This is a genomic window from Brevibacillus fluminis, from assembly GCF_052072235.1.
Taxonomy (GTDB): Bacteria; Bacillota; Bacilli; order Brevibacillales; family Brevibacillaceae; genus Brevibacillus_D; species Brevibacillus_D fluminis_A.
Genome location: NZ_CM125436.1, coordinates 3,572,998 through 3,598,430, shown reverse-complemented (window position 1 = coordinate 3,598,430; position 25,433 = coordinate 3,572,998). Strand labels below are relative to the sequence as shown.

The following is a 25,433-nucleotide window of genomic DNA, read 5'->3' as shown; positions in this document are numbered from 1 at the left end:
CAAGCTCTTCTTCAGGTTTTCTTTCATTTCTGGCAATTCAAAAGCGAGCTTGCTAGAATGGGGAGTAAAGCGAGGGGGCTGGACACAGATGATGATGACGAACGCGGTGAAAGAAAAGCTGAAAAAAGGGGAGCCGGCTGTAGGCGCCCTGGTTGGCATGTACGCGTCGGATTTGGTGGAAATGATCGGATATGCCGGCTTTGATTTTGTGTTGATCGACAATGAGCACGGAGCCTTTTCCCAGCGAGAAATCGAGCAGATGATCCGGGCGGCGGAATTGGCAGCGATCGTCCCGATCGTGCGCGTCTCCTACGATCCATCCGATATTCAAAAAGCGCTCGATCTCGGCGCGAAAGGCATTCAGGTGCCAATGGTAAACACGCGCGAGGAAGCGGAGCAAGTGGTCAAACGCGCCAAGTTCCCGCCGATCGGCCAGCGAGGTGCCGCCTTCATCACCCGTTCCGCCCGATTTGGCAAAGATGGCGGAAAACCGTATCTGGATGCTGCCGATGAGCAAACGTTGATCATCGTCCATATCGAAACGCCGGAAGCAGTGGCCAATTTCACGGAAATCGTCAGCGTGCCGGGCGTTGATGCGGCTTTTATCGGCCCGACCGATCTGTCCATCTCGCTCGGGTATAAAGAAGCGGGGGCAGCGCATCCCGAATTTCAGCAGGTCATGCAGCGGTTGTATGATACGGCGCGCGAGCTGAATGTGCCGCTTGGCAACATTGCGACGAGCGCCGCCGGTGTCCGCGATGAACTGGGGCGGGGAACGTCGCTCGTCGCAGTCGTAACGACATCGGTCATCCTAGCATCGCTTGCGCAGGTGGCAGGTGCCAAAGATACAAGCGAATGAGGAACGGATCGAAAAAACGCACGTCTCCCGAAACGGGGCGTGCGTTTTTTATAGATGCGTTAATAGAGTCGTTTCGTATAGCTTTCTTTCAACGCTGCCTCGATGGCTTCAGGCGCCATTTTGGCATGATCGGCCAAAATCCGGGAAGCGCGCGGCAGCTTGTCTTGTTCCAGCCAGGAATCGCGCTCCCACAGTTTGGAGCGTTTGAATGCTTTTGCACAGTGTACAAAGCATTCTTGTACCTCAACCCCGATTCCAATCATCGGGGTGCGCCCGCCCGCCTCCATCCGAGCAAGCAGTTCGCCGTCGCGAACCAAACAGGCGCGCCCATTGATCCGCAGCGTTTCTTCCAAACCCGGAATGATAAAAAGAAGCCCAATCTGCGGATTCGCTAAAATATTTTTCAGGGAATCCATTCTGCGGTTTCCAGGCCGTTCGGGAATCACGAGATGCTTGTCATCAAGGACAAGCACGAATCCGGGTGAATCTCCCCGGGGAGAAACATCGCACAGCCCCTGATGGTCAGAGGTCGAAATGGCCAGAAAAGGGGATTTTGCAAGAAAATCCCGGCAATGCTCATCGAGGAAATGGATCACTTTGTTTTGCACAAGTTCACTTGGGTAGCCAAGCATGGAACGCAATTCTTCTTCTGTTGATACGGTTTCGTTAAACATCGTCACATTTCACTCCCTGGCTTGACAGTACCGCATGGGGCACGTTCAGATACGCTTATTATACTGGCAAGCAGGCCCAATCGGACAATTCGAATGTCAAATAGCTGATCCCGTACGGCTGAGAGCGGTTACAAAAAAAGCGGTAAAACGATGACGCGACTACAGCATCATGGTTTTTTCCGCCACTTCGGCAATCAGCGAATGGACCTGCATCGGGGTAAACAAGCTGAAATGCTTGAAGTCCTTGATGAAATGGGCTTGGTCGTAGTACCCGTGTTCGGTAGCCAAATTGGACCAGGCTGCCGTGCTGGTCAGCATGGAGGAAAGCGTATGCTGGAAACGGGTGATGCGACTGTATTGCTTGGGGGAGAGGCCCAGCGTTTCCACGAATTTTTTGCGGATATACCGCGTGGAAAAACCGACATCGCAAGCCAACTGATCGACGGTCACTGTCCCGCGCGTCCGGTAAATTTGCTGCAGGCAGTAGTCGACCAGCCGGGATGAGGTATGCGGCGACAGCAGCAGCGGGAGAAAGGCTTGCTCGAAAAAGGCGATTCGCAAGGCAAACGTCTCTTTCTCCGCGATCGCATCACACATGCTGCCCGCACCCTTCATCACGTCGGTGAGCGACAGCTGCTGGTTGATCAAGTCCCGGAACGGGAGCGGACGGAGCTGTACATTTTGCAGCGGGGTGAGGCGGATGCCGAAATAGGTGGCGCCGGGCTGGAACCGGATGCTCTCGCCCTGCAAAATCGTGCCGCACAAAAGGGAATGAGGGCGGTGCGGATCGCAGCAGATCAAAATATCCGTACATCCGTCGGGAACGACGCGAATGGATTCGGCTTCGATGCCCATGACGTATTGGTAGTACAGCACGGTCTGCCCTTGGTACGGAATCAATCTCTCCTGATACGAGATCGTTTCCAGCCGGAAGCCATATTGAACGGGAGGCAGGTTGGCAGCGATTTGGATGCGGTTGATGCTCATGGGAAACCACCTCTGCGTTGTTGATCGAAATGGGGATCTTGTTGGAAGCCAAGTTTGTCTTTCATTATGAACCAAAACGGAAAAAACTGATAGTTCCGAAATTTACAATACAACGCATTCTCCCTGTACATACAATGGACACGAAACCAGTTTGACCTGATGGGGGGAGCATCGATGCGAAAGAAAAAAAGCAAACGGTTACAATGTTATCAAAAGGCGGCCGCATCCACAGTCATGGTCGGAACGGCGCTTGCGCTAGCGCTGTCATCAGCCGTACCACCCGCACAAGCGCATGGCGGGGAGGCCGAGTACGTTCCGCTCAAGGAAGCACTCGCCGGCATCGGCGGAACAATGGCATGGGACGGCCGTACACACACGGTCCAAATCACGAAAGACGGGACGACCGTCAAGCTGATGCCGAATTCAGCGCAAGCGTTGGTCAACGGCAAAACCGTCTCGCTGGAAGCGCCAGTCGTCGTGAAGGACGGGGTCACCTACGTGTCCCACCATTTCATCAATGAAGTGTTTCAGGCCGATTTGGCGCAGACGGTCTCAGTCGAGAAGGCGGAGCATCCGCTCAACCCGCTTTCCGCCACGGAGATCAATACGGCAGTCGATGTGATCAAGGCATCGCCCCATTATAAAGCGAGTTTGCGTTTTACCCAGATTTCACTCAAAGAACCGGACAAGGCACAGGTGTGGAAATGGGTGTATGGGCAAAAAGGCACCTTCCAGCGAATCGCGAACGTGGTTGTGCTCGACGGAAAGAACGTGCTCGAAGGGGAAGTCGATCTCGCAGCGAAATCGCTCGTGTCATGGAAACCGATCGAGGGCGTACACGGCATGGTGATCCTCGACGATTTCCAAACCGTCCAGACCGCGATCGAACAAAGCGCGGACTATGCCGAAGCATTGAAAAAGCGCGGCATCCAGGATGTGAAAAAGGTAGTGGCAACGCCGCTGACCGTCGGCTATTTCAACGAGGCGGACGGTTTGCAGCAAGACTTGCGGCTTTTGAAAGTCGTTTCCTATCTCGATGTCGGGGACGGCAATTATTGGGCGCATCCGATTGAAAATCTGGTCGCGATCGTTGACCTGGAGCAAAAGAAAGTGATCAAGATCGAAGATGAAGGCGTGATCCCGGTCCCGCTCAAGCCGACACCGTATGATGGCCGCGATCACGCGGGCAAAAAGAACATCAAGCCGCTTTCCATCACCGAGCCGGCGGGCAAAAACTATTCGATCGAAGGCAATAACATCCATTGGCAAAATTGGGATTTCCACCTTCACCTCGATCCGCGCGTAGGGCCGGTGCTGTCGACGATGACGTACAACGATAACGGCGTCAAACGCAAAATCATGTATGAAGGCTCGCTAGGCGGCATGATCGTGCCATACGGGGACCCGGATGTGGGCTGGTATTTCAAAGCGTATCTCGATTCCGGCGATTATGGCATGGGTGTGCTCACCTCATCGCTTGAGCGCGGGACGGATGTGCCGGAAAATGCCGTACTGCTTGATGCCACTATTTCGGATAACGACGGCAACCCGTACACGATTCCGAATGCGATCGCCGTGTTCGAGCAATACGCGGGACCGGAGTACAAGCATAACGAGATGGGCAAAGACAACGTCAGCCGTGAACGCCGCGAGCTGGTGATGCGCTGGATCAGCACGGTCGGCAATTACGACTACATTTTCGACTGGATCTTGTCGCCGAACGGGACGATCAAAATCGATGTCGGCGCGACGGGAATCGAGGCGGTCAAGGCGGTCAAATCATCCACCATGCATGACGCTACTGCCAAAGCCGACACGCGTTACGGCACGCTGATCGACCACAACATCGTGGGCACGACGCACCAGCACATCTACAATTTCCGGCTCGATCTGGACGTCGACGGCGAGGCGAACACCTTGACCGAGATCAATCCGAAGATAGCGGAAAACACGGCAGGCGGACCGCGCAAAAGCGTCATGGTGACCGAGCAAAAGACGGTAGGTACGGAACAGGATGCGATCCAAAATTTTGATCCTTCGACGATTCGTCTGCTCAGCAACACCAACAAGGAAAACAAGGTTGGCAATCCGGTCTCATATCAAATCATCCCGTACGCGGGCGGCACACATCCGATCGCGAAAGGCGCGATGTTTAGCAAGGAAGAATGGCTGTACAATCGGGTGAATTTTATGGACAAGCAAATTTGGGTGACCAAGTACAATCCGGATGAACGCTTCCCCGAAGGAAAATATCCGAACCGGGCCAAAACCGATACAGGGCTCAAAGCCTACACAGCCAACAATGATGCGATCACCAATACGGACAATGTGGTCTGGATGACGACGGGCACTACGCACGTCGCCCGTGCGGAAGAATGGCCGATCATGCCGACGGAATGGGTGCATGCCATGCTCAAGCCGTGGAATTTCTTCGATCAGACGCCGACACTGGATTTGCCGGAGAAATAAAAGAGAGGGGAAGCAAGCATGACAAAAACGTATCAGCTGTTTATTGATGGGAAATGGGTCGACGCCGTATCAGGCAAAACATTCGAATCGTTCAATCCGGCTACCGGGGAAGTCAACGCGATTGTCGCCGAAGCCGGGGCGGAAGATGTCGATCGGGCGGTGAAGGCCGCGCGCAAAGCGTTTGAGTCCGGGGCTTGGGCGCAGATGTCGCCAAGCGACCGGGGCAGGCTGCTTTATCGCGCCGCACAGCTCATGTGGGAAAAGAAGGATTACCTCGCCGAGGTCGAATCGCTAGACAACGGCCTGCCCATCAACGAAACGAAATATATCGCAATGCCTGCCACGATCGACGTGCTGGAGTTTTATGCCGGTCTGGCGAACAAGGTGCAGGGCGATACGCTGTCGTCGCCGGCAAACCGCTTCAACTATACGCTGCGCGAGCCGCTCGGCGTGGTTGCGGCGATCGTGCCGTGGAATTTCCCGCTGATGCTGGCCATGTGGAAGCTGGCTCCGGCGCTGGCTGCCGGCAATACGATCGTCATCAAACCGGCCGAGCAAACACCGGTCAGCATGCTGGAGCTGGTCCAACTGTTTCAGGAAGCCGGCATCCCTGACGGCGTGATCAATGTCGTGCCCGGATTCGGGGCAATCGCCGGCGATGCACTCACGTCCCATCCCGATGTCGACAAAATCGCCTTTACCGGTTCCACATCGACCGGCCGCCTGATCATGCAAGCCGCGAGCAAAAACCTCAAGCCGGTATCGCTTGAGTTGGGCGGCAAGTCGCCGAATATTGTTTTTGCCGATGCGAATCTGGAGGATGCGGTTAACGGCTCGCTGTTCGGGATTTATTTTGCACAAGGGCAGGTTTGTGCCGCCGGCTCCCGTTTGTTCGTCCAGGACAAGATTTACGATCAATTTCTGGAGACGTTCCGCCAAAAAGCGCAGACGCTGCGCGTGGGCAATCCGCTTGATCCGACGACACAGATGGGGCCGCAAGTTTCGCTTTCGCAGCTGTCCCGGATTGAGCATTATGTGGCGAGCGGTCTTGAGCAAGGGGCAGAATTGGTCTTGGGCGGCGCGCGCAACCAAGAGGCAGGTGCAGGCTACTTTTTCACCCCGACGATTTTTGCCAATGTCACCAATGATATGACGATCGCGCGGGAAGAGATTTTTGGCCCCGTTATTTCGATGATCCGTTTTACCGATGAGGAGGATGCGCTCCGTCAGGCGAACGAAACGGTTTACGGTCTTGCCTCGGGTGTCTGGACCAATGACTTGAAGCGCGCCCACCGCATGGCTCGCGGCCTGAAGGCAGGGACCGTCTATGTCAATACGTACAGCATGCTGGACAGTGCGGTGCCGTTTGGCGGCACGAAGCAGAGCGGGTTCGGGCGCGAGTTGGGCATGCAAGCGATGGAGTTGTATACGCATACGAAGAGCGTATGGATCGATTTGGGGAAAGAAGCCTTGAATTGGTACGGCGTCTAGGTAAACAAACCAGAATCAACAGAAAGTCCAGCAGGTCATTCGTCTGAACCAAATCCCGCCTGCGGAATATACAGATACAGTAATGCTTTGTATTTTTGCGTTGGCACTAAGCGCCATGTCGGTGGCTTAGTGTCTTTTTTTGTTTGTTTTCATGGTTGGAAGGACTCCTCCTCCCCGAATCCGTCGATTGAGCAGCGAATGTTCTTTTTTGCACGGCTTTCCTTTCAACTAGAAAATCCAGGAAACCCAATACGCCAGAATAACCAGTGTAAACATGACGGTAATGGGAATGACGACCGATGTGACTTTCAAATATTCACCCCAGGTGATTTTCACTTTGTTTTTCTTGAGAATATGCATCCACATCAGGGTGGCCAAGGTTCCGATCGGTAACAGCAGGGAGCCTACATCGCTGCCCACCACGCTGGCAAGATACGAGATTTTCAGTGTGAGCGGATCAAGACCCATACTCGTCAGCGTAATGGTTCCCACCATCAACGCCGGATGGTTGTTAAACAGGTTCGAGAGGATGGAAACCAAAACGCCCATCAGGACGCTCGCATGAAGCAAACCTCCGGAAGCGATTGGCTGGAGGAGATGGATGAGCCATTGCGTTAACCCGATATTGTGCAACCCGTAAATAATCACATACATACTGAAGGCAAAAACAAGGATATACCAGGGTGTTTTCTTTACCATATCGGTAGGCGGAATGCGCAGGCGATACCAGCGCCAGCCAAGGAGGATGAGAGAGCCGAAAACAGCGGCCAACGCCACGGGAACCTGGAAATAGGAAGCGACAAAAAGACCCACGCGAACGGCAAAGACAAAGATCAGGATGTTGCGCATGAGTGTTCCGCGATCCTCTGCTGTCAGCTGTACAGGCGCTCCTTTTAACGGGTGGTGTTGCTTTCCAGGGAAATAGGTCCATAACCCTGACATCGTGGTCGGTATCGTACGGGGTAAAATCCGATAGAAATTGGCAAACAGAAGCGTTACAAGGAGAATCAGACCGAGTGTAGCGGGGATGAACATCATCGCGGTGTGCATGTATAGATCCATGTGAACGATTTTTAAAGCAATCAAATTCACGATGTTGCTCACGCCGATCGGGGCGCTGGACGCGGTCGCAATCAAGGCTCCCGATAGCAGAAAAGGTATTTTTTGATGATTTTTCAAACCGAGGTGATGGAGCACCATGATCAGAATCGGCGTGGTGATCAAGATACTCCCGTCGTTATTCACAAACAGCGTCATCAGAAAACAAAACAGGTTTACGAGCCAGAAAAGACGAATGCCTGACCCTTTTGCTTTTTCAACCAGCTTTTCAGCCGCCCACTGAAAGAATCCAAAGCTTTCCAGCACAATGGCCATGACGATCGTGGCCATGATGGTAATTGCAGCTCCGCCGATGGTTTCCGTGATGATCCCTAAATCAGAGAAGGAAACGCTGCCACTTGCCAAAACCAAGACAGCGCCAACGGTTGCAGGGATCGCCTCGTTTACTTGAGGCCGCCAGAAAATGAAAGCAATGGTGCAAAGGAAGGACAGGATGGTTAGCGGAATCATTAATTCGGACATCCATGAAACACTCTCCTTTATTTGAATTCATGACATCATCTTCATCGTTCGATCATGCCAAATTTCATAGTCTAGCATCCCTCCCTTTCATTTATCTCTGATGCTCTTTTATGTTGTATACATACGTATCTGACAAGCAGCATGAACTAAACAACTGCCTGAATTTCTAGCAAATCCACTCCTATGAATACAAGATAAACGTCTTGCAGAGACATGAATCTAGCGTGTCAGTCATCTAGCCTTGACCCGCAAACCAAATCGGCTGATAGAGTGAGAGAGCGCATTTTTTGGAAAATCCGCCACCAGGCGTGGTACACTACTTTTGCCCAATGAAAAAAGAGGAGTGTGTACATGATGGAAAAAGTAATGTTTATCGAAATCGGCATGGGGATCGATCTCCATGGACAAAACGTGACCAAAGCGGCGGTTCGCGCGGTGCAAAATGCCATTCATCACAACTCGATGCCCGGTCTGCGCTCCGTTTTGCCAGATAACAATATCCATAACATGAAAGTGAATGTTCGCTTGGCGGTCCCGGCCGATCAGGACAAGCTCGACCTGGAGACGGTACGTGCGGAATTGCCATATGGCGAGGTAAGCTTTGAGGTCGTGGAGGGCGGCATGCTGACGAGCAGCGGTGTCGTTCTGGCAGACAAAGAGGATCGCAATGATCTCGCCTACATCGTGATCGCCTCGGTGGAAGTCGGCTACTAAGTTTTTCCTTTTCAAATCCATAAAACGACATATAATGGTAATTAACAATCATTCGGAGGTGTTTTGGCATGTTAATCTTCATCAAATCTGCCCAAAGCGAGATGAGCAAGGAAAATCATTCTGGCAGAGCGATGCGCGCGTAGGTGTACGCAAGCGAGCGGAGCAAAAGCAATACCGGCGTGTAAACCATACGCAGCGCATCTTCTGCCGTAAAAAGGTGGAACCTGTTGTATGCAAGTACGCGCGTCGCAAGTCTATGTAACGATGATGTTTATGGTGTCCCTCGCGAATGCTACGATGTTTACGACCTATGCCGTCTATTTCATCACGATGCTCGGTCTCAACCCGTTGCAGCTGTTGATTGTGGGGACGGTATTGGAAATGACGGCATTCGTGTTTGAAGGAATTACCGGCGTGGTGGCTGATACGTACAGCCGCAGGCGCTCGGTGATTATCGGCATGTTCGTGCTCGGCAGCGGTTTCGTGCTGGGAGGCAATGTGCAATGGCTCGCCCAAGGGAGTCTGCTGATCCCGATGTTCGCCTGGCTGTTGTTCAGTGAATTTGTCAAAGGTGTAGGCTACACGTTTTTAAGCGGTGCGAACACCGCCTGGATCGTCGATGAAGTGGGGGAGGACAAGGTAGGGGCGCTGTTTTTGCGCGCCAAACGCTTTTCCCTGCTCGGGACGTTGATCGGCATCGCGGCAAGCGTCGGGCTGTATTCGTTCGCTTCCAACCTGCCATACATGGTCGGCGGCTTCCTCTATCTCGGGTTGGGCTTTTTCCTTATCCTGTGCATGAGGGAGACGAATTTCGTCCGACCGGCGCGTACGGGAGACACGTCCCATTTCCAGGAGATGAAAAAAACGTGGCTGTCCGGTGCGAAGGTGATTCGGCGCCATCCGGTGTTGCTGGCGATTCTCGTCGTGACCATCTTCAGCGGAGCGGCGTCTGAGGGCTACGACCGTTTGTGGGAAGCGCATTTGATTGCGGATATCGGCTTCCCTGCTGACATCCCGCTTTCGATGGCGATCTGGTTCGGGATGATCTCGGTGTTATCTACGTTTGTCAGCCTGTTTGCGGTACAGCTTGCCGAAAAACGGTTGGATATGAGCAAGGAGCGCGTGGTGCTTGTCGGAATGTTTGTCCTAACAGGCTTGCGAATCGTTGGGCTGCTGGCGTTTGCGTTCGCGCCAACCTTTGTCTGGGCGCTGTGCGCACTGCTCGCGATCGGGGTGATCAAGTCGTTGGAAGAGCCGATGTACGACACATGGCTCAACATGAATATCGACAGCAGTGTGCGCGCTACGGTCCTGTCGATGATGAGCCAGTCGAATGCGCTCGGTCAAAGCGGTGGTGGCCCGCTTGTCGGCTGGGTGGGCAACCGACTGTCTGTCAGAGCCTCCCTGGTGGTTGCGGCGGCGCTGCTGTCGCCGATCTTGATCGTTTTCGGCCGTGTGTTGAGGAAGAAAAACGGATAGAACAACGAGGCGCTGCTTGCGGGCAGCGCCTTATGTTTGCTATGTAGCAGTAGTGCGCGAGTTGCCGATCAAAAAACTGGCAACACTACCCGTATGCATGAAAGGGGGAAGGCGAATGAAGGCAATGGACCCGTCCCGTATCGCCACGTACATATGAAAAAGTGGCTGCTGCTTGTCGGCTACCTGCTCATTTTGCTGGCCGCGTTCGGGAACCTCAGCAAGATTACAGCCTGGCTCAAGACCGGCGATGCGCATTTGCTGCCCTACATGTTCGTGGCAGCGATCTTTTTGGGGTTGTTCCCGGTTTTCCCCTACAGCGTTTTTGCCGGGATGATGGGAGCGAAATACGGGGCGGCCATGGGGGCGCTGATCAACTGGACGGGCGGATTCGGCTCGGCGATCCTGTTGTTTCTTTTCGTGCGCTATGGCTATCAAAAGTCGGGTCAACGTATGCTGGCGCGCTACCCGAAAGTGGACGAATTCACGCATCTGTTTGAAGCGAATGCGTTTTTGGCCATTTTGTTTGCGAGGCTGATTCCGGTTGTGCCCTCGCCGGTGGTGACCATCTATTCTGCGATCAGCAGCGTGCGGACAGCATCGTTCGCCACAGCGACTGCGCTCGGCAAGATTCCGACGATCCTGTTGTTTACGTTTGTAGGCGATCAGCTGTTTCACAACTTGTATCTCACGGTTGTCACACTCGTCGCGTATGGGTGCTTTGTCGGGCTCGTGTACATGATGTACAGGCGCTGGCAAGCACGACACCAAAAAAAATCCCTCCTGTGAAGCATCAGGCTTTGGTGGCCTGTGTGCATGCATAGGAGGGGTTTTTTCATCGTATGAAGCTTTACAGCGATTTGCGGTAGATCGCGAGCACGTCTTCACGGTTCAACACTTTGAAATGGCCGAACGGCCCATACACCATCGCTTTGTCTGCCATCAGCTCCAGGTTCTCTTCACCGATCCCGTAATCAGCCAGGCGGCTCGGCGCACCGATGGACGTCCAGAATGTACGGAGGGCACGGATGCCTTCCAGGGCGACATCGCGGTCGGTTTTTCCGGCAGGATCGATGCCGAACACATTGATCGCCATCTGCTTGAAGCGATCTACGCCTTCATCGAGCACATGCTCCATCCAGTTCGGGAACAAAATCGCCAGCCCACCACCGTGCGGAATGTCGTACACGGCGCTCACCGCATGTTCGATGTTGTGCGTGGCCCAGTCGCCCTGGATGCCCATGGCAAGCGTGCCGTTCAGCGCCATCGTTCCGCTGTAGAGAATGGTTTCGCGGGACGGATAATCTTCCAGGTTTGCCAACAGTTTCGGTGCGGTAGCGATCACGGTGCGCAGGATCGTCTCGCAGAAGCCGTCCTGCACGAGCGAATTTCCCGTGTGGTTGAAATATTGCTCGAATACGTGCGACATGATGTCGACCATGCCGTAAATCGTCTGGTCGCGCGGCACCGTGAAGGTGAATGTCGGATCGAGAATGGAGAATTTCGGGAACACGAGCGGGCTGCCCCAGCCGTATTTTTCTTTCGTCTCCCAGTTGGTGATGACGCTGCCGGAGTTCATCTCCGATCCGGTTGCAGCCAAGGTCAGCACGGTGCCGAATGGCAGTGCATCCTCTACGGTCCGCTTGCGGGTAATGACATCCCACATGTCGCCATCCAGCTTGGCCGCCGCTGCAATCGCCTTGACGCAGTCGATGACGCTGCCGCCGCCGACCGCGAGAATGAATGTGATGCCTTCTTTTTTGCAAAGCTCGGCACCTTTGTTGACAGTGCTAAGGCGCGGATTCGGCTCCACGCCGCTCAGTTCGAATACGTTTGCCTGCAGGTTATGTAACTGTTCGATGACTTGGTCATAAAGCCCGTTTTTCTTGATGCTGCCGCCGCCGTAGACGAGCAGAACCTTGCTGCCGCTTGGAATCTGGGTCGCCAAGTTCCCGAGCGATCCTTTGCCAAAAAAGAGGCGGGTTGGATTGTGATACGCAAAAGTGTTCATCATGTCCCTCCAGTTTCATTCCGGTTCCACATGCGATCAGGAAAAGTGTCACGCACCATTATTATAGCAAAGAACCTTGCGCAACTTCCAAAGTCGAAGTGTCGCGTCTGTACTTAGCGTTGGAAGTTGTGCAATCGGGCAGGAGATTCAGTCGCCTCAGCGCAAATGCCAAAGCGACAGGTTGCGGTAGGCGATGAAGATGCCGATCGACATAATCGCTGCGCCGAGAAAAACATAGGACGCGTCAAACAGCTCGGCAATCCAGCCGGAACCGAATATCGTGAACACCATCCCCAGCTTGAAAATGCTGCCGGTGATACCGCTGATCCGCCCGATCATGCCGGATGGCGTGCTCTCCTGGCGGAAGGTCCAGATGCAGACGCTCGACATCGTGCCAAACAAGCCTTCCAGCAGCAGCGACAGCATCATGACCCAAACGTTTGGGGCAAAAAACATGACCAGATAGGCGATGGCATCGCCCACGATCGTCAAACCAAGCAGCCTGCCGGTCTGAAAGCGCTGCCTCGCGTACCCAACCAGCGCGCTTCCCAGCAAGCCGCCAAGCCCTGCAGCAGACAAGGCAAGCCCCAGCACGGAATTGTCCAGCTTCAGCGTATCTTTGGCGAAAAAGATGACCATCGCATCGTACATCCCGGCGGTGGAATTGAGGAAGATCACCAAGATCGTGATCAGCCACAAGGGGCGATTGGACAGCAGCACACGCCAGCCGTCGCGCAAATCTTGCCAAAAGCTGCTGCCGCGAGCCGTTTTCCGCTCCTCCTGGGCCTGCAGGAAAGACGTGCTGCCGATGGCCAGCAAAAAGCTCAAGGCCGTGAGCAACAGGCCGTCATACAAATTGGCCAACAGCAAAATAAAGCCGGAGATGGCCGGCCCCATTATCCCGATCAGCGTGGTGGTGAAAGAAAATTTGGCATTGGCCGAGATAAGCAGCTGGGTCGGCAGCACCTGCTTGACGATGCTTACTTTGGCATTGCCGTAAGCGTAGTACAAGGTCATCAAGAGAAAGCCGGCCAGATAAAAATGATAGATGCTAACATGCCCGAAACGAGCAAGGATGTAGAGCCCGGTCAAAAGCAGCATCTGGATGGTGACGGTGAGCTGAATCCAGCGCTTTTTGTTCACCCGGTCCACAAATACCCCGATAAACATGGCGAAAAGCAGATTCGGCAAAAATTCAATCGCGCGCATCGTGCCCATCGTCGCAGCGGAATGGGTGTTTTCAAACAGGATGAGCGGCAGCGCCAGCTCGTAGACTTTGCTGCCGAACTCGATGATGATTCCCGTGACAAACAAGATCAGAAAATTGCGGTTTCGCCAGATGGACGGGGCTGGTTCCGCATTCGTTTGAGCCGTGATGTGTAGCTGAGACATGATTTTCCCTCCCTTGTGACTCATTATAAATAGATAAAGAGGAAGAAAAAGTGTAATATGGTTATAAAATAATTTCCCCTTTTAAATAAAGAGAGGTATCTGATGCAAATCGCCCGCCATTATCTGAATCTGCATACGCACCTGACCGGTGACGACGGCCCCTCCCCGCATGAGGTGACGCTGGAGGAAATCGCTGCGGTCTGCGCATGCACCATCCGCAACGCCAAGCTCTTGGTCAAACATATGGGCGAACTCGACTGGATCAGCTGGATTCCGGGCCGGGGACGCGGGAACCGCTCGTCGATCGCATTCAAAAAAGAGCGTGAGGACATCATTTTGCTGCTTGCCAAGGAGCTTGGGGAAAAAGGAGAATTCCAAAGCGCCTTTGCGCTTTTGGAAGAAAACGGCATCGACGGCCCGCCGATGGAGTCATTTCTGGACTGGGTCTACAAGCGCCTTGGCTATCAGGTGGAAATGCGCGACAGCAGGCAGCTGGAAACGCTGTGCTTCCCGTTTTATCGGCCGATTCCGAGGCTCGATCCGCTGTATGTGACGCGGCGAACGGAAGCGCATATGGTGAAGCAGCTGTTTGATACGCTGGTTGTGTTCGATCTGGAGACGAAGACGATCAAACCGCATCTCGCCCACTATTGGGAACGAAATGAGGAAGGAACGGTCTGGACCTTTTATTTGCGAAAAGGCGTCCTGTTTCATCACAAGCAGCCGTTGACCGCACACGACGTAAAAGCGACGCTGGAACGGGTACGAAAGCTGGCAGACGACATCCCGTATTTTCGCCTGTTCGCATCATTTACACGGATCGAGGTAAAAAAAGACACGGTGCTGGAAGTGGAGCTGGCGACACCGAGCTTTCTGTTCCTGCACTTCCTCAGTTCGACCGCGACTTCTATCATTCCGCGGGACGCGCTGGCAAACGGAGAGGAGGCATTCAGCCGCATGCCGATCGGCAGCGGGCCCTTTTCACTGGCGCGCAACGATGACGTTTTGTTTCGTCTGGAGGCGTTTCCCTCTTATTTTTGCGGCAGGCCGCATCTGGACCGCGTCGACCTGTGGATCATCCCGGAGTTGAAAGACCGGGTGGTGCCAGAGCTTGGTGGCCTGCCGATTCGCTATTTTCCGTTTCAGGCGGAAAAAGAGTGGGGCGAAGCGGAGTGGCTGGACCACGATCAGATCGAGACCGGCTCGCTGTTCATCACGTTTAACGTAAAGAAAGACAGCGTCATCCGGCATCCCGCTTTTCGCCAGGCGATCGACCTGATGCTCGATCGTGGAAAAATGATCAGGGAGCTAAAAGGCAAGCGCCTCTGCCCTGCCTATGGGATGATTCCCCAATTTGCGGAAGAAGCGGAACGGGAGCCGATCCGCCCGCAGGCGTCGGAGGAAGAAATCCGTGCCTTGCTTGTACAAAGCGGATATAAGGGAGAGCGGCTGCGGATTTATGCGTACCAGCCGGAGTCGGAAAACGAGGTCGATGTGCGCTGGGTGGCCGCCGAATGCCAGAAGTACGGCGTGCAGCTGGAAGTGAGCGTGTTTGCGATTGAGGAGCTGCAAACGAAGCAGCGGATTCAGGAAGCGGATATGATCCTTTCCGGTGAAGTGTACGATGACAATCTCGAAATCTCGTTACTTGAAACGCTGCAGCGGACAAACAGCTTTTTGCGCGGCCATCTGGACGAATCGTCCGCCGCTTACGTCGATGACAAGATCAACCAGCTGATCCAGGAGCCGGCGGCCTCGACACGGATGCAGCTGTTTCGGCAAATCGATCGGCATGTAAAGGCGAAGCGGGCAATCCTCTACCTGTACCATACGCGGCAAAGTTCGTCCCATCACCAGCTCCTTTCCGGTGTAACGATCAATTCATACGGATGGGCGGATTACCGGACATTATGGTTCAAGGAACGCTAGCCATGAATCCCGAAAAAGGGTAAAATACAATGCGCAGGCATGCTGCCAGATCAGGCAGCGCCTGCGTTTCTTTGGGTTTGCAAGGTGCGCGCAGGGCAGTGATTTGTATAGATGAATCGCATATGTTGGTGTAAAATATGAGGGGTTGCCGAGAAAGAAGAGGGACAAATATAAGCGAGGATTTATTTTTTTCGGCGATTCAATGCTGGTATAGTAGAAAAGGTTGTTTTGTTTTCAGGGGTCATGCAAAGATCAGGAAAAGAAAGGAGGAGTATCATACACTTTCGTACGCGTAGGGAAGAAAGTCAAAAGCAACAAAAGTAGGTGAAAAGCGATGCTGGAAGAACAGGAAAAAGAACGGCGCTCCGACATCGGGAAGCGTTTAAATATATTGTATCTCATTGTGTTCGTCATGTTTTCTGCGATCATCCTGCGGCTTGCAGATCTGCAAATTTTGCAAGGCGCCAACTATGCCGCGCAAGCGAAAACAGAGCATTACAAGCAGACGCCGATATCGGCGATCCGCGGCAACATTTACGACAGGACCGGGCACACGATCGTGAGCAACCGCGCCTCGTTTACAGCCGTTTACAATGAGCAAGACAATATGAAAAGCGACGATTATTTGGCGCTGGTCACCAAGCTGGAGAAAGTGTTGGCTGGTACGGACAAAGCGACGCTGCTGAAAAAAATGGACGTCGGCTATGAACTGAAGGACGGCAAAATGCAGCGTGTGATGCGCCAATCCCCCAAATTCATGGAAAAAGATTTGAAATACGATCTGTCGCAGACCGAGATCGCCTATCTGGGCGAGCATCGCAGCGAACTGCCGGGGATCGACGTTGTGACCAAATCGATCCGCGTCTACGATCCGAATCAGGTGGCTGTTCAAACCATCGGTTATGTCCGGCCTTACCATGTGGCGGAAAACCTGGCGTCCGATTTTTACGTGAGCCAGAAGGACCGCTATTTGCCGGATCAGATGGTCGGCCTCGACGGCGTGGAGCGCTCTTATGAGGAGCAGCTGCGCGGCGAAAACGGCTATCGCCAGTATGAGGTCACCTCCGATCAGAAAGTGATCCGCATGGTGAAAGAGAAGCCGCCAACCAAAGGAAACGACCTGTATTTGACCATCGATGACCGCGTCCAGCTAGGCGTGCGCGATTTCATCAAAGACTTCATGCCAAAGCTGCGTTCGAGCGTGGATAAGGCGTCCTATGCCAAAGGGGCGTACGCGGTCGCGATCGAAGTGAAGACAGGCAAAATCGTCGCAGCGGTCAGCTACCCCGAGTATGATCCGAACGTTTGGCTGAAAGGATTGGACAGCGACACGTACAACCAGATCAAGTATGCCGTGACGAACGGTACGATCAAAGACGCACCGTATGACGTACGGCCGAAAACGGGTGCAGCGGCAGAAGCGGAAGGGTACAAGCATCCGCAATCCGTCGTGCCGGCAGGTTCGGTCGTCAAGCCGATCACGGTTTTGATGGGGATCGCCGAGGGGATCATCGGCCCGCATGACGTGTGGACAGACCCGGGCGCCTACAAATACGGGCGCGGTACGGATGAAATCCATAATGACCAGCATCACAACTACGGCGTCCTGACACCGCAAAAAGCGCTGCAGAAGTCTTCCAACACCTATATGGCGCGGATCGGGGACGGGATCTCCAAAAAATTTGGCAAAGATTCCGCAAGCAAGCTGCAGGAGTATTACCATGAATTTGGGCTGGGCACACAAACCGGTGTCGATCTGCCTGGCGAGAGCAGCGGGAAAGAGGACTTCCTGCAAATGGATAAAGAATATGGCCCGCTCGCATCGATGGTGCAGTCCTCTTTCGGCCAGCAAATTCGTGTAACCGCCATGCAGCTTGCCCAATATGCGGCGACGCTCGCCAACAAAGGCGTCCGTTTGCAGCCGCAAATCGTGGACCATATCGTGAATGACAAAGGCGAGGTCGTGCAAGCGTTCCAGCCGAAAGTGCTGAACACCGTGAAAATGCCGGACCTGTATTGGGACATCGTCCACGAAGGGATGTATTTGGTGACACAGCCAGGCGGTTCCGCGATCAGCGCGTTCGCCGGATCAAAATACAAGATTGCGGCGAAAACCGGGACATCCGAGCAAGACATTTACACACCGACTGAATACGTGGACAGCAAGACAGGTCAAAAGAAAACAAAATGGCAACGCTATGCGCGCGTGACCAACGGGGTGCTGGTTTCCTTCGCTCCGCTGGAAAATCCGAAGCTGGCCGTGGCCGTCATCGTGCCGGAAGGCGGATACGGCGGTCGTTCTGCTGCCAACATCGCACGCGGCATCTTTGACATTTACGACAAGTACATCGGATTGGGACCGACCGACAAACCGGCGGATCAGCAACCGAAATGATGCAAAAGGAGAAGCTTCCCTCTGTGATGACGGGAAGCTTCTTTTTGTTTGGATGATTATACCGAAATCAAATCTACGAATCTCTCAATTGTCTCAATCACAGAAGAGGAGAGACGATAAATCGCGAAGATGGGTACTTTCACGCTTAATCCAGGAATATCGATGATTCGAAGGGAGCGCAATTCAAGCTCCTCTTCAATAAAAGACTTTGGCAGGAACCCCAATCCCAAATCCGATTCAACCAATCTTTTTTGAGCCGTAAGACTTTCTGCTTCAATCGATGCCCCTTTGCTAATGTTATGAATGAGTAATAAAGAATCTAATAATTTGCTTACTGTTTCATCCGACTGACTTCCTGCCGGAAAAGTCACCCAATTCATACTGCCGGAAATATCGTGAATGGAACAAGAATCGGGTACAAGTTTGGAATGAAAAGAGGAAACAACGACAAATTGTTCGCTAGCAACCTTAATTTGTTCAACGTTAGGCGTATGATGATCCATGAAATATCGGAACCCAACATCAATGAGTCCATTTTCGATCAGGCTGCTTATTTGTTCATTTGGAGAAATTCGCAAATTGAGTACAATGGCAGGATTTAATGTGGTGAATTCCCGGATTCTTTTGGCAAAATATTTCGAGGACATTGCCTCCGCCATCCCGATGGTAAAAGAACCGGGTTGATTATTTGCCACTTTTGCTTCGCGAATCGCTTCATGCAAGTCGGACAAGAGTAACAAACATCTTGAGTAAAACACTTGGCCAGAAGGTGTCAGCTTAACTTTTTGTCCTACCCGTTCAAATATGTGACACCCAATTTCTTTTTCGATGCGTTGAATTCTCACGCTGACCGCCGGTTGGGTTACGAATAAATGCTTTGAGGCGGCACTCATCGTTCCAAGCTGTGCCACAGTTACGAATGTTTGGATATCTTTTAATTCCATGATCGCTCTCCATAAATCTGATTTATATGGTTTATAAAAACAACTGTTTTGAAATATAGAACGACCCTATTTTATAATGAAGCCAGATAAAGCCCCCTGAAAGGAGGGAATTTCCAAACTTCTGATTTTTGGCTATGTAATCTGTTTTCAGTCGAAAGTGATGTTAGCGGGATCCAGGCAGGAAAGAAGAGATGCTTGATTTGCTTTCATCTCCAAAAAGTTCATTGCCCCCCATAAAGACTCGTCATAATTTTTGCTCCAGAACGCTTTTAAAATTTGACTTATTCCGCTACTTTCGGCAATCCGATCCATTTGCGCCTTCATTAATCTTGAACCACAGAGGACAGCCACAAGGGAACAGTAATCGATTAACCATTGTTGCAACAGTATCCATTCCATGTTGATCGCACTGCTGAAAAGAATGGGATGATTATCACTATCCACCATGTGTCGGTTATCTACCAACAACTTAACTTTCCCCTTTGGCAGGGACATCACATGTAATTTTATGGTGTCGACGATCGGAGAGATCTCTGATAACTCAATTTTTCCGGTTACCTTCCAGGTGAACAACAACCTTTCTTCATCCTTAAAATAATGAAATTTACCGAATAAGCAGTTCATGTTGTCACCCCTATGTAATAGATCATTACCATATTATAACACCATCGTAGAGCTTGTCTTACGTTAATTACGAGGAGAATGTCTGCATACATGAATAGTCTTGAACAAGCAATCTCACTAGGACCTGTACTGACAAAAATCTTTTGTGATGAAGACTTCATGGTGGCGGTTACGGACACTGAAAAGTACGTGTACTATTCACCATCAAAATCACTGAATGCTCCCATTACCATTGGGCAGCTTTTCCTGGATTACGACTTGTTTGGAACGATAAAAAAAACAAGGGATCGAGTGGAGCAGATTTCCCCTCCAGAATATGGCCCGCCGTTTAAAGCAATCGGCTATCCCTTGTTTGATGAAAAGGGAGGATGGATCGGCTGTCTCGGATTTGGAATCAGTTTATATAAAGAGTATTTGCTGAAGGACATTATCGGCAAATTGGATACGATAGCCAATACCATTGTAGACCAAACCCATTCGGTCACAGCTCATGCTGAACAACTTTCGGCTACGATTCAAGAAATATCGGCTACCTCCAACATGAATTTGCAAAATACCGAAAACATGGATAGCGTTATTTCGTTTATCCATAATGTTGCCCAACAATCGAATCTGCTTGGTCTGAATGCAGCGATTGAGGCTGCAAGAGCTGGCGAATACGGGAAAACCTTTTCGGTTGTTGCAACCGAAATTCGCAAGCTATCCAAACATTCGGAGGAGGCTTCGCAGAAAATCGGTGCTTTTTTGCAGCAGATGAAAGGTTCCATTATCGGTATGAAAGACAGCATACATGATATTAGCCAATCTTCCAGTGAATTGGCTGTTCAATCCGAGTTATTTACAAGAATGACTGACGAATTGCATCAGCTGTGTGAAACGTTACATAGTTTTATTACGGATTTGTTAAAAGAGAAGCCCTGACAAGCGAACCAAATGCTTTTGGCCTTGAGGAGCATTTGTCTATGAATGCTTGGAAAAGCTCGGGGGCAAGAGACGACATTACTGGGAGGAAAAAATTTATGGCCGCATTGCCGCTGAACCATGAGCCGAAATCGAATGCCTGGACAGCAGAGTTTACCACAGCATGTATTGTTTTTGGACAATTTGGTATACAAACAAGGAACGGGATGAATCCAACGGGATATATCGATCAATTCCTCCAAGCTTTTCAAACTCCCGATGGACCAGTACACGTAGATCGAGCGGTTCACCAAGACATTGATGAATACGTAAACCATATCTTCTTGGTTTATTGGGATAATCAGGAGACATTCGAGAAGTGGAATTCGAGTTCGTCGATCGAAAAATATTGGGGCGAAGGTGTAAAACCTGTACAAGATGTCGGTCTATGGAGAGAAATCGTATGTATTCCAAATGACCATATCGAGACGATCCATTCTGGTGAGAATCATGATAATGGGGTGTCGAATTTCTTGCCGATAAAATATACAAAGGTGCATGAATATTGGGGTTCCATGAGGGATCGTATCCAGGCATCTGCACACGATCGCTTGGATACTGCGTATGATAAGAACATCTTAGAACCAGCGCTTGGTGCATCGTCAGGAAAAAGAATTCGCGTATATCCACCGGATCATATCTGTTTGATTCGCACAGCGCAAAATTGGATTCAATGCAGCGAAGAAGAAAGAAAAACGTATTTGGAATTAGTGGAACCTACATTAAAGGAAGGGTCTGAGTATATCCGGCAGAATCCTGCGGAAACAGGTTGTTTATCGTCAAAATTTGTATACGAAGTTGGATTAACGGGGGATTCCCTTGATAAGTCGTGCACGATCGCGTACTTTTTATCGTTAGCACACCTGGAAGAGTGGGCGAAGAGCCACCCTTCGCATTTGAAAATTTACAAGACTTTTTTTGAAATGTTGCAAAAGCATAATTACGCTACTGAACTTGCTCTTTGGCATGAGGTGTCTGTTCTCAAGGCAGACCAAGTCATTTTTGAATATATGAATTGTCACTCGTCAACCGGGCTCTTGCAATTTGCCCATCTATTTGCAGAAAAGCCTTGAAGGGGACAAGGCTCGTTAGACGTTGATGACATGCTGGTTGAAACAGCTTGAAGGATACTTTGGGGTGCAAGACACCATGTACAATCGGAAACAACTTCTGTCTAACATGCCAAGAACAATACAGCGTTACCGATCCGGACAAACAACGGTTATCTCACTTTCGGCTATTTCTACGAAATAGCCTATTCGATATTCTTCCGCATTCATGCGTTTGCTACGGATATGTGTGCTTCTTGAGAAGAAAGCCTCCAAAGTCAAAAATAGCGCGTTATTTCCAATTTTTGTACGAATGGGTGAGATGGGATTGGATAAGGTAGAACACGGTAGGCGGCTTTATGCAGAAGCGCACTTCCAACTAATAAGTGAACCATTCAATGTGTTCATTGACCACATGACGGATGCAGTCGATGTCGTGGACTTGAGCGGTAATCTTCTAAAAGTAAATGGTGCATTCGAGCACATGTATGGGTGGAAAGAGTCGGAGATCATTGGACATAAACTGCCGGTTATTCCTCCCGATTACTTGAGGGAAGCGGAGTCCCTGCATGATCGGGTCAAAAATGGCAGCAAGGTCTCTGGATATGAAACAATACGCGTGAATAAAGAGGGAACCCGGATTCATACGCTGTTGACAATCTCACCTCTGATCGACAAGAAGGGAAACGTCAGCGGGTATATCGGGATCTCGCGAGACATCACGGAGCAAAAAAAGGCAGTGAATGAGCTAACGTTCATGGATCAACTTACGAACCTGCCGAATCGCTCCTGCTTTCGCGACCGTTCGCAAGCCGAGTTGAACAAGGTACAAGGGAGCCAAAACAAAGTGGCTCTCATTCTCGTCAATCTTGACCGATTCTCTTTGATCAATGATTCTTTTGGTCAGCCTGCGGCAGATTTCTTGCTAAAGGAGGCGGCGAACCGATTGATGCGTTCGATCGGGACGGGTCATGTATTGGCCAGAGTGGGTGGCGATGAGTTCGCCGTAATGTGTTCGAATAGGAACCAAAAACGTGATATTATCCAGATTGTTCGCAACGTTTTGCGTCAATTTCAGGCTCCCTTCCACGTTGACAATCGAGAAGCGGATGTGACTGGCAGCATCGGGATAAGCGTTTTTCCTCAAGACGGTCAGACGTTTGAGGCATTGTTCAAAAATGCCAGGGCTGCATTGCTTCAGGCGAAACGAGCAGGAGGAAACACCTATTGCTTCTACGATAAAAATCATGAACACCCCCGAGTGGATCGTTATCAGCTTGCAAGTGATTTGAAAAAAGCCGTTCAACGAGGAGAACTGGAGGTGCATTATCAACCAATCGTAGAAGTGGAGCGAAACATCATTCGAGGATTTGAGGCACTGATAAGATGGAAACACCAGCGAATGGGATGGATTTCACCTGCGGAGTTTATCCCGCTCGCTGAAGAGACCGGTTTAATCAACCCAATCGGTCTTTGGGTGATTCAGAAAGCTTGCCATGACATGAAGCAGTTGCAACGATTGCATGCCAGCCCAAAAATGATTGCTGTAAACCTGTCTCCCCTACAATTGGAAAATAAGCAGCTACCCAAACAAATACGTGATATTCTCCGGGCTTCTGGACTGGCAGCGAACCGCCTGGAACTCGAGATCACGGAAAGCTCCATTGCCAAGAACGTAGAAACAGCGATTGAAACGCTACAAGACCTGGTTACGATGGGGGTCCAAATTTCGATTGACGATTTCGGGACGGGATACTCGTCTCTCAGTTATTTGAAACGTTTGCCTTTCCATAATCTGAAAATTGATAAATCATTTATTCAAAGCGGCAAGGTGGAAGATGAGGCCATCCTGAAAGCAGTCATCATGATCGCCCATCAATTGCAAAAGAAAGTGGTTGCAGAGGGAGTAGAAACGTTCGATCAATTTGAGTTACTCAATCGACTCCATTTCGATTATTTTCAAGGCTATCTCGTTTCAAAGCCGATGCCAGTGGAGTTGCTTTCACATTATGTAAACCAATATGCAACGAAAATCGCTGAAATCAAGATGGTTTAAAAGGCTTGCGAGAGCGGGAGCGGTCATGAGCGACTTGCAAAGGACAAAAAGTATGAACAGTTGACGATGAAAGGGATGATTGCCCGGATGACTTGCTCCAGTCACTGCATAATCAGGGTGAAATGATCCACGTTGAGCAGCGGGACGACGTCGAACGCATCCAGGCGCGCACAATGGCGGACATCATCCGCAAAGCCGCTGGCCCGCAGCTCCCGTCCGCTGCCGCAATCCCGGATCAACTCGAAAAGCTGCGGCTCTGCTTGTTGAAATGCGCCGAGACAGACGAGCGCCTCCGGCGATTTGCTGCCGGTCAGCTGCGACAGGATCGCACCCGCTCCCAAGTAGTCCTCTATCGCCGGGCGCAGCTCATTTTCGTTGGCTTGCGGATTCCGCCAATGCTCGCCGCAGGCAACCACGGTGATTGCGGCGCCTGTCCGCTTTTGCAAACGATTCGCTTGAGTCGCGACGGCTGCGGCATTCAGCAAGCAGCCGACAAGCAGCGCGGGTACCCGGGCGGCGATCCGTGTGCAAGCCGCTCCGTTCAACGAGCAGAGGACAAATCGTTTGTGTCGATGCTGCGGGCCGAAGGAAAGCGGAGAAAGCGAGGGGGTGCCGATCCGGGCCGCCTCCGCTCTGCCAAGCATCAACTCTGCACCGATCGCCTCCGCATAGGCGCGGGCCGTGTCATTGATCGGCGGAGGATAAGGATAGAGGATCGCCCCCATGCTCGCGGCCGTCACAACCGTCGACGAAAAGCTCAGCACATCCACGATGATCGTGATGTCCCCCCGCTCCGCAGCCTCGCGCGCCCCGCGCTTGCCCCATTCCACCTTGCAGTCAAATCCATTTTGCGCAAACATCGTAACAACTCCAATCAAAAGGAAGGTAACGAACGGGACCAATTATGCCACAGCAAATCCTGAGAAAATAGACTTATATTGAAGAATTTGCTATGATGTTGAATAGGTTCTGGATGTTTTGTTTTACATATTTTGGTAAAAATCAATAACGATTATGTTCACTGTGAGCGGTATACCTCACTTTCCGAATAAAAAACACTGAAAAATCTGTAAAATACGGAAAGGAGGCGGTTTCATTCTGGTGCCAATTCGAAATCGACAAATAGACCTATGCGAAAAGGACGTGCGCCCATGGTGAAAAAAATCTTTTGGGAAGACCCCTATCAAACCAAGCTTGCTACAACGGTCAAAACGGTGGAAGGAAGTGAGGTTACGCTCGCCGAGACGATTTTGTATGCTTTGGCAGGCGGGCAGGAAAGCGATGCAGGCACGATCGGCGGGTATCCGGTGCTGCAGGCTCGCAAAGCGGGGCAAGAGATCGTGTATACGCTAGAAGAGGGGCATCGGCTTTCCCCTGGCATGCCGGTTAGCACCGAAATCGATTGGGACAGGCGGTACAAGCTGATGCGCCTGCATTTTGCCGCGGAAATCATTCTGGAACTCGTGTACCAGAATCTCGGGCCGATCACCAAGATCGGGGCCCATATCGCACAAGAAAAGGCGCGGATCGACTTTGAATGGGAGGAGAACATCGCGAAATCGTTCCCGCTCTTGACCGAAAAAGCACATGAGCTGATCGAGGCAGATCACCCCATCATAAGCGCCTTCAGCGATCCCGAGGCGGAGCGGCGGTATTGGGAAATTCCCGGATTTGCCCGCGTTTCATGTGGCGGAACGCATGTGAAGCGGACAGGCGAGGTGGGACAGCTCCGTTTGAAACGAAACAATATCGGAAAAGGGAAAGAACGTATCGAGATCACGCTTGTCCAGCCGGATGGATAAGATCGGCCGCGCAGCGCCCA

At 51.5% G+C, this 25,433-nt stretch carries 20 protein-coding genes; 12 read left to right on the top strand and 8 right to left on the bottom strand.

Annotation, left to right across the window (positions count from 1 at the left end; all coding sequences use genetic code 11):
* Positions 1–88: 88 nt before the first annotated feature.
* A complete protein-coding gene (locus tag ACTID9_RS17900; protein WP_441066157.1) occupies positions 89–859 on the top strand; it encodes an HpcH/HpaI aldolase family protein in 771 nt (256 codons plus the stop codon).
* Between the two features lie 59 nt (positions 860–918).
* Here ACTID9_RS17900 and ACTID9_RS17895 read toward each other — a convergent pair whose 3' ends face one another.
* Both ACTID9_RS17895 and ACTID9_RS17890 read right to left on the bottom strand, forming a co-directional pair.
* Positions 919–1,533, bottom strand: coding sequence for a pyridoxamine 5'-phosphate oxidase family protein (locus ACTID9_RS17895; RefSeq protein ID WP_441066155.1), 615 nt, complete (start codon positions 1,531–1,533; stop codon positions 919–921).
* Positions 1,534–1,692: 159 nt separating this feature from the next.
* A complete protein-coding gene (locus ACTID9_RS17890; protein WP_441066153.1) occupies positions 1,693–2,520 on the bottom strand; it encodes a helix-turn-helix domain-containing protein in 828 nt (275 codons plus the stop codon).
* 174 nt (positions 2,521–2,694) lie between these two features.
* Between ACTID9_RS17890 and tynA the strand changes: the two genes are divergently transcribed.
* Both tynA and ACTID9_RS17880 read left to right on the top strand, forming a co-directional pair.
* A complete protein-coding gene (gene tynA, locus ACTID9_RS17885; RefSeq protein ID WP_441066151.1) occupies positions 2,695–4,989 on the top strand; it encodes a primary-amine oxidase in 2,295 nt (764 codons plus the stop codon).
* Between the two features lie 18 nt (positions 4,990–5,007).
* Positions 5,008–6,480, top strand: coding sequence for an aldehyde dehydrogenase family protein (locus tag ACTID9_RS17880; RefSeq protein ID WP_441066149.1), 1,473 nt, complete (start codon positions 5,008–5,010; stop codon positions 6,478–6,480).
* Between the two features lie 228 nt (positions 6,481–6,708).
* Here ACTID9_RS17880 and ACTID9_RS17875 read toward each other — a convergent pair whose 3' ends face one another.
* Entirely contained in the window at positions 6,709–8,061 is a 1,353-nt protein-coding gene (locus ACTID9_RS17875) for an arsenic transporter (protein ID WP_441066147.1), read from the bottom strand.
* A gap of 354 nt (positions 8,062–8,415) precedes the next feature.
* On the opposite strand from ACTID9_RS17875, the gene ACTID9_RS17870 reads away from it, so the two are divergent.
* The 3 genes from ACTID9_RS17870 (at position 8,416) to ACTID9_RS17860 (ending at position 11,040) form a co-directional block, all read left to right on the top strand.
* Complete coding sequence (locus tag ACTID9_RS17870) at positions 8,416–8,775, top strand: Lin0512 family protein (RefSeq protein ID WP_441072631.1); 360 nt, start codon at positions 8,416–8,418, stop codon at positions 8,773–8,775.
* A 231-nt stretch (positions 8,776–9,006) separates the two neighbouring features.
* Positions 9,007–10,254: an MFS transporter gene (locus ACTID9_RS17865; protein ID WP_441066145.1), complete on the top strand. Its 1,248-nt coding sequence runs from the start codon at positions 9,007–9,009 to the stop codon at positions 10,252–10,254.
* Between the two features lie 93 nt (positions 10,255–10,347).
* Positions 10,348–11,040 (top strand): TVP38/TMEM64 family protein, encoded by a 693-nt coding sequence (locus ACTID9_RS17860; RefSeq protein ID WP_441066143.1) that lies wholly within the window; start codon positions 10,348–10,350, stop codon positions 11,038–11,040.
* A 61-nt stretch (positions 11,041–11,101) separates the two neighbouring features.
* On the opposite strand, the gene ACTID9_RS17855 is transcribed toward ACTID9_RS17860, so the two are convergent.
* Positions 11,102–12,262, bottom strand: coding sequence for an iron-containing alcohol dehydrogenase (locus ACTID9_RS17855; protein ID WP_441072630.1), 1,161 nt, complete (start codon positions 12,260–12,262; stop codon positions 11,102–11,104).
* A gap of 156 nt (positions 12,263–12,418) precedes the next feature.
* Positions 12,419–13,654: an MFS transporter gene (locus ACTID9_RS17850; RefSeq protein ID WP_441066141.1), complete on the bottom strand. Its 1,236-nt coding sequence runs from the start codon at positions 13,652–13,654 to the stop codon at positions 12,419–12,421.
* Positions 13,655–13,756: 102 nt separating this feature from the next.
* On the opposite strand from ACTID9_RS17850, the gene ACTID9_RS17845 reads away from it, so the two are divergent.
* Positions 13,757–15,583 carry an ABC transporter substrate-binding protein gene (locus ACTID9_RS17845; RefSeq protein WP_441066139.1) on the top strand — a complete coding sequence of 609 codons (1,827 nt, stop codon included), beginning with the start codon at positions 13,757–13,759 and terminating at the stop codon, positions 15,581–15,583.
* Between the two features lie 334 nt (positions 15,584–15,917).
* Positions 15,918–17,978, top strand: a complete 2,061-nt coding sequence (locus ACTID9_RS17840; RefSeq protein ID WP_441066137.1) for a peptidoglycan D,D-transpeptidase FtsI family protein — start codon at positions 15,918–15,920, stop codon at positions 17,976–17,978.
* A gap of 56 nt (positions 17,979–18,034) precedes the next feature.
* Here the strand turns inward: ACTID9_RS17840 and ACTID9_RS17835 are convergent, their stop codons facing one another.
* Together ACTID9_RS17835 and ACTID9_RS17830 are read right to left on the bottom strand one after the other, a co-directional pair.
* The gene (locus ACTID9_RS17835; protein WP_441066135.1) at positions 18,035–18,922 is read right to left on the bottom strand and encodes a LysR family transcriptional regulator; all 888 of its coding nucleotides are present in this window, start codon (positions 18,920–18,922) and stop codon (positions 18,035–18,037) included.
* A 147-nt stretch (positions 18,923–19,069) separates the two neighbouring features.
* Entirely contained in the window at positions 19,070–19,546 is a 477-nt protein-coding gene (locus tag ACTID9_RS17830) for a hypothetical protein (RefSeq protein WP_441066133.1), read from the bottom strand.
* A 90-nt stretch (positions 19,547–19,636) separates the two neighbouring features.
* On the opposite strand from ACTID9_RS17830, the gene ACTID9_RS17825 reads away from it, so the two are divergent.
* The 3 genes from ACTID9_RS17825 (at position 19,637) to ACTID9_RS17815 (ending at position 23,611) form a co-directional block, all read left to right on the top strand.
* Entirely contained in the window at positions 19,637–20,467 is an 831-nt protein-coding gene (locus ACTID9_RS17825; RefSeq protein ID WP_441066132.1) for a methyl-accepting chemotaxis protein, read from the top strand.
* 41 nt (positions 20,468–20,508) lie between these two features.
* On the top strand, positions 20,509–21,579 hold the full coding sequence (locus ACTID9_RS17820) for a phenylacetaldoxime dehydratase family protein (RefSeq protein WP_441066130.1): 1,071 nt from the start codon (positions 20,509–20,511) through the stop codon (positions 21,577–21,579).
* A gap of 304 nt (positions 21,580–21,883) precedes the next feature.
* Complete coding sequence (locus tag ACTID9_RS17815; protein WP_441066128.1) at positions 21,884–23,611, top strand: putative bifunctional diguanylate cyclase/phosphodiesterase; 1,728 nt, start codon at positions 21,884–21,886, stop codon at positions 23,609–23,611.
* A gap of 101 nt (positions 23,612–23,712) precedes the next feature.
* Here the strand turns inward: ACTID9_RS17815 and ACTID9_RS17810 are convergent, their stop codons facing one another.
* Positions 23,713–24,471: a 2-phosphosulfolactate phosphatase gene (locus ACTID9_RS17810; RefSeq protein ID WP_441066126.1), complete on the bottom strand. Its 759-nt coding sequence runs from the start codon at positions 24,469–24,471 to the stop codon at positions 23,713–23,715.
* 291 nt (positions 24,472–24,762) lie between these two features.
* Between ACTID9_RS17810 and ACTID9_RS17805 the strand changes: the two genes are divergently transcribed.
* Positions 24,763–25,413, top strand: coding sequence for a hypothetical protein (locus ACTID9_RS17805; protein ID WP_441066124.1), 651 nt, complete (start codon positions 24,763–24,765; stop codon positions 25,411–25,413).
* Positions 25,414–25,433: the final 20 nt, after the last annotated feature.

Coding starts and splice junctions, on each gene's coding strand:
- ACTID9_RS17835 (WP_441066135.1), bottom strand. CDS start 18,922: ATGGAATTAAAAGATATCCAAACATTCGTAACTGTGGCACAGCTTGGA.
- ACTID9_RS17870 (WP_441072631.1), top strand. CDS start 8,416: ATGGAAAAAGTAATGTTTATCGAAATCGGCATGGGGATCGATCTCCAT.
- ACTID9_RS17820 (WP_441066130.1), top strand. CDS start 20,509: ATGAATGCTTGGAAAAGCTCGGGGGCAAGAGACGACATTACTGGGAGG.
- ACTID9_RS17865 (WP_441066145.1), top strand. CDS start 9,007: ATGCAAGTACGCGCGTCGCAAGTCTATGTAACGATGATGTTTATGGTG.
- ACTID9_RS17875 (WP_441066147.1), bottom strand. CDS start 8,061: ATGTCCGAATTAATGATTCCGCTAACCATCCTGTCCTTCCTTTGCACC.
- ACTID9_RS17850 (WP_441066141.1), bottom strand. CDS start 13,654: ATGTCTCAGCTACACATCACGGCTCAAACGAATGCGGAACCAGCCCCG.
- ACTID9_RS17830 (WP_441066133.1), bottom strand. CDS start 19,546: ATGAACTGCTTATTCGGTAAATTTCATTATTTTAAGGATGAAGAAAGG.
- ACTID9_RS17900 (WP_441066157.1), top strand. CDS start 89: ATGATGATGACGAACGCGGTGAAAGAAAAGCTGAAAAAAGGGGAGCCG.
- ACTID9_RS17855 (WP_441072630.1), bottom strand. CDS start 12,262: ATGAACACTTTTGCGTATCACAATCCAACCCGCCTCTTTTTTGGCAAA.
- ACTID9_RS17895 (WP_441066155.1), bottom strand. CDS start 1,533: ATGTTTAACGAAACCGTATCAACAGAAGAAGAATTGCGTTCCATGCTT.
- ACTID9_RS17805 (WP_441066124.1), top strand. CDS start 24,763: ATGGTGAAAAAAATCTTTTGGGAAGACCCCTATCAAACCAAGCTTGCT.
- tynA (WP_441066151.1), top strand. CDS start 2,695: ATGCGAAAGAAAAAAAGCAAACGGTTACAATGTTATCAAAAGGCGGCC.
- ACTID9_RS17810 (WP_441066126.1), bottom strand. CDS start 24,471: ATGTTTGCGCAAAATGGATTTGACTGCAAGGTGGAATGGGGCAAGCGC.
- ACTID9_RS17860 (WP_441066143.1), top strand. CDS start 10,348: ATGCATGAAAGGGGGAAGGCGAATGAAGGCAATGGACCCGTCCCGTAT.
- ACTID9_RS17845 (WP_441066139.1), top strand. CDS start 13,757: ATGCAAATCGCCCGCCATTATCTGAATCTGCATACGCACCTGACCGGT.
- ACTID9_RS17825 (WP_441066132.1), top strand. CDS start 19,637: ATGAATAGTCTTGAACAAGCAATCTCACTAGGACCTGTACTGACAAAA.
- ACTID9_RS17890 (WP_441066153.1), bottom strand. CDS start 2,520: ATGAGCATCAACCGCATCCAAATCGCTGCCAACCTGCCTCCCGTTCAA.
- ACTID9_RS17840 (WP_441066137.1), top strand. CDS start 15,918: ATGCTGGAAGAACAGGAAAAAGAACGGCGCTCCGACATCGGGAAGCGT.
- ACTID9_RS17880 (WP_441066149.1), top strand. CDS start 5,008: ATGACAAAAACGTATCAGCTGTTTATTGATGGGAAATGGGTCGACGCC.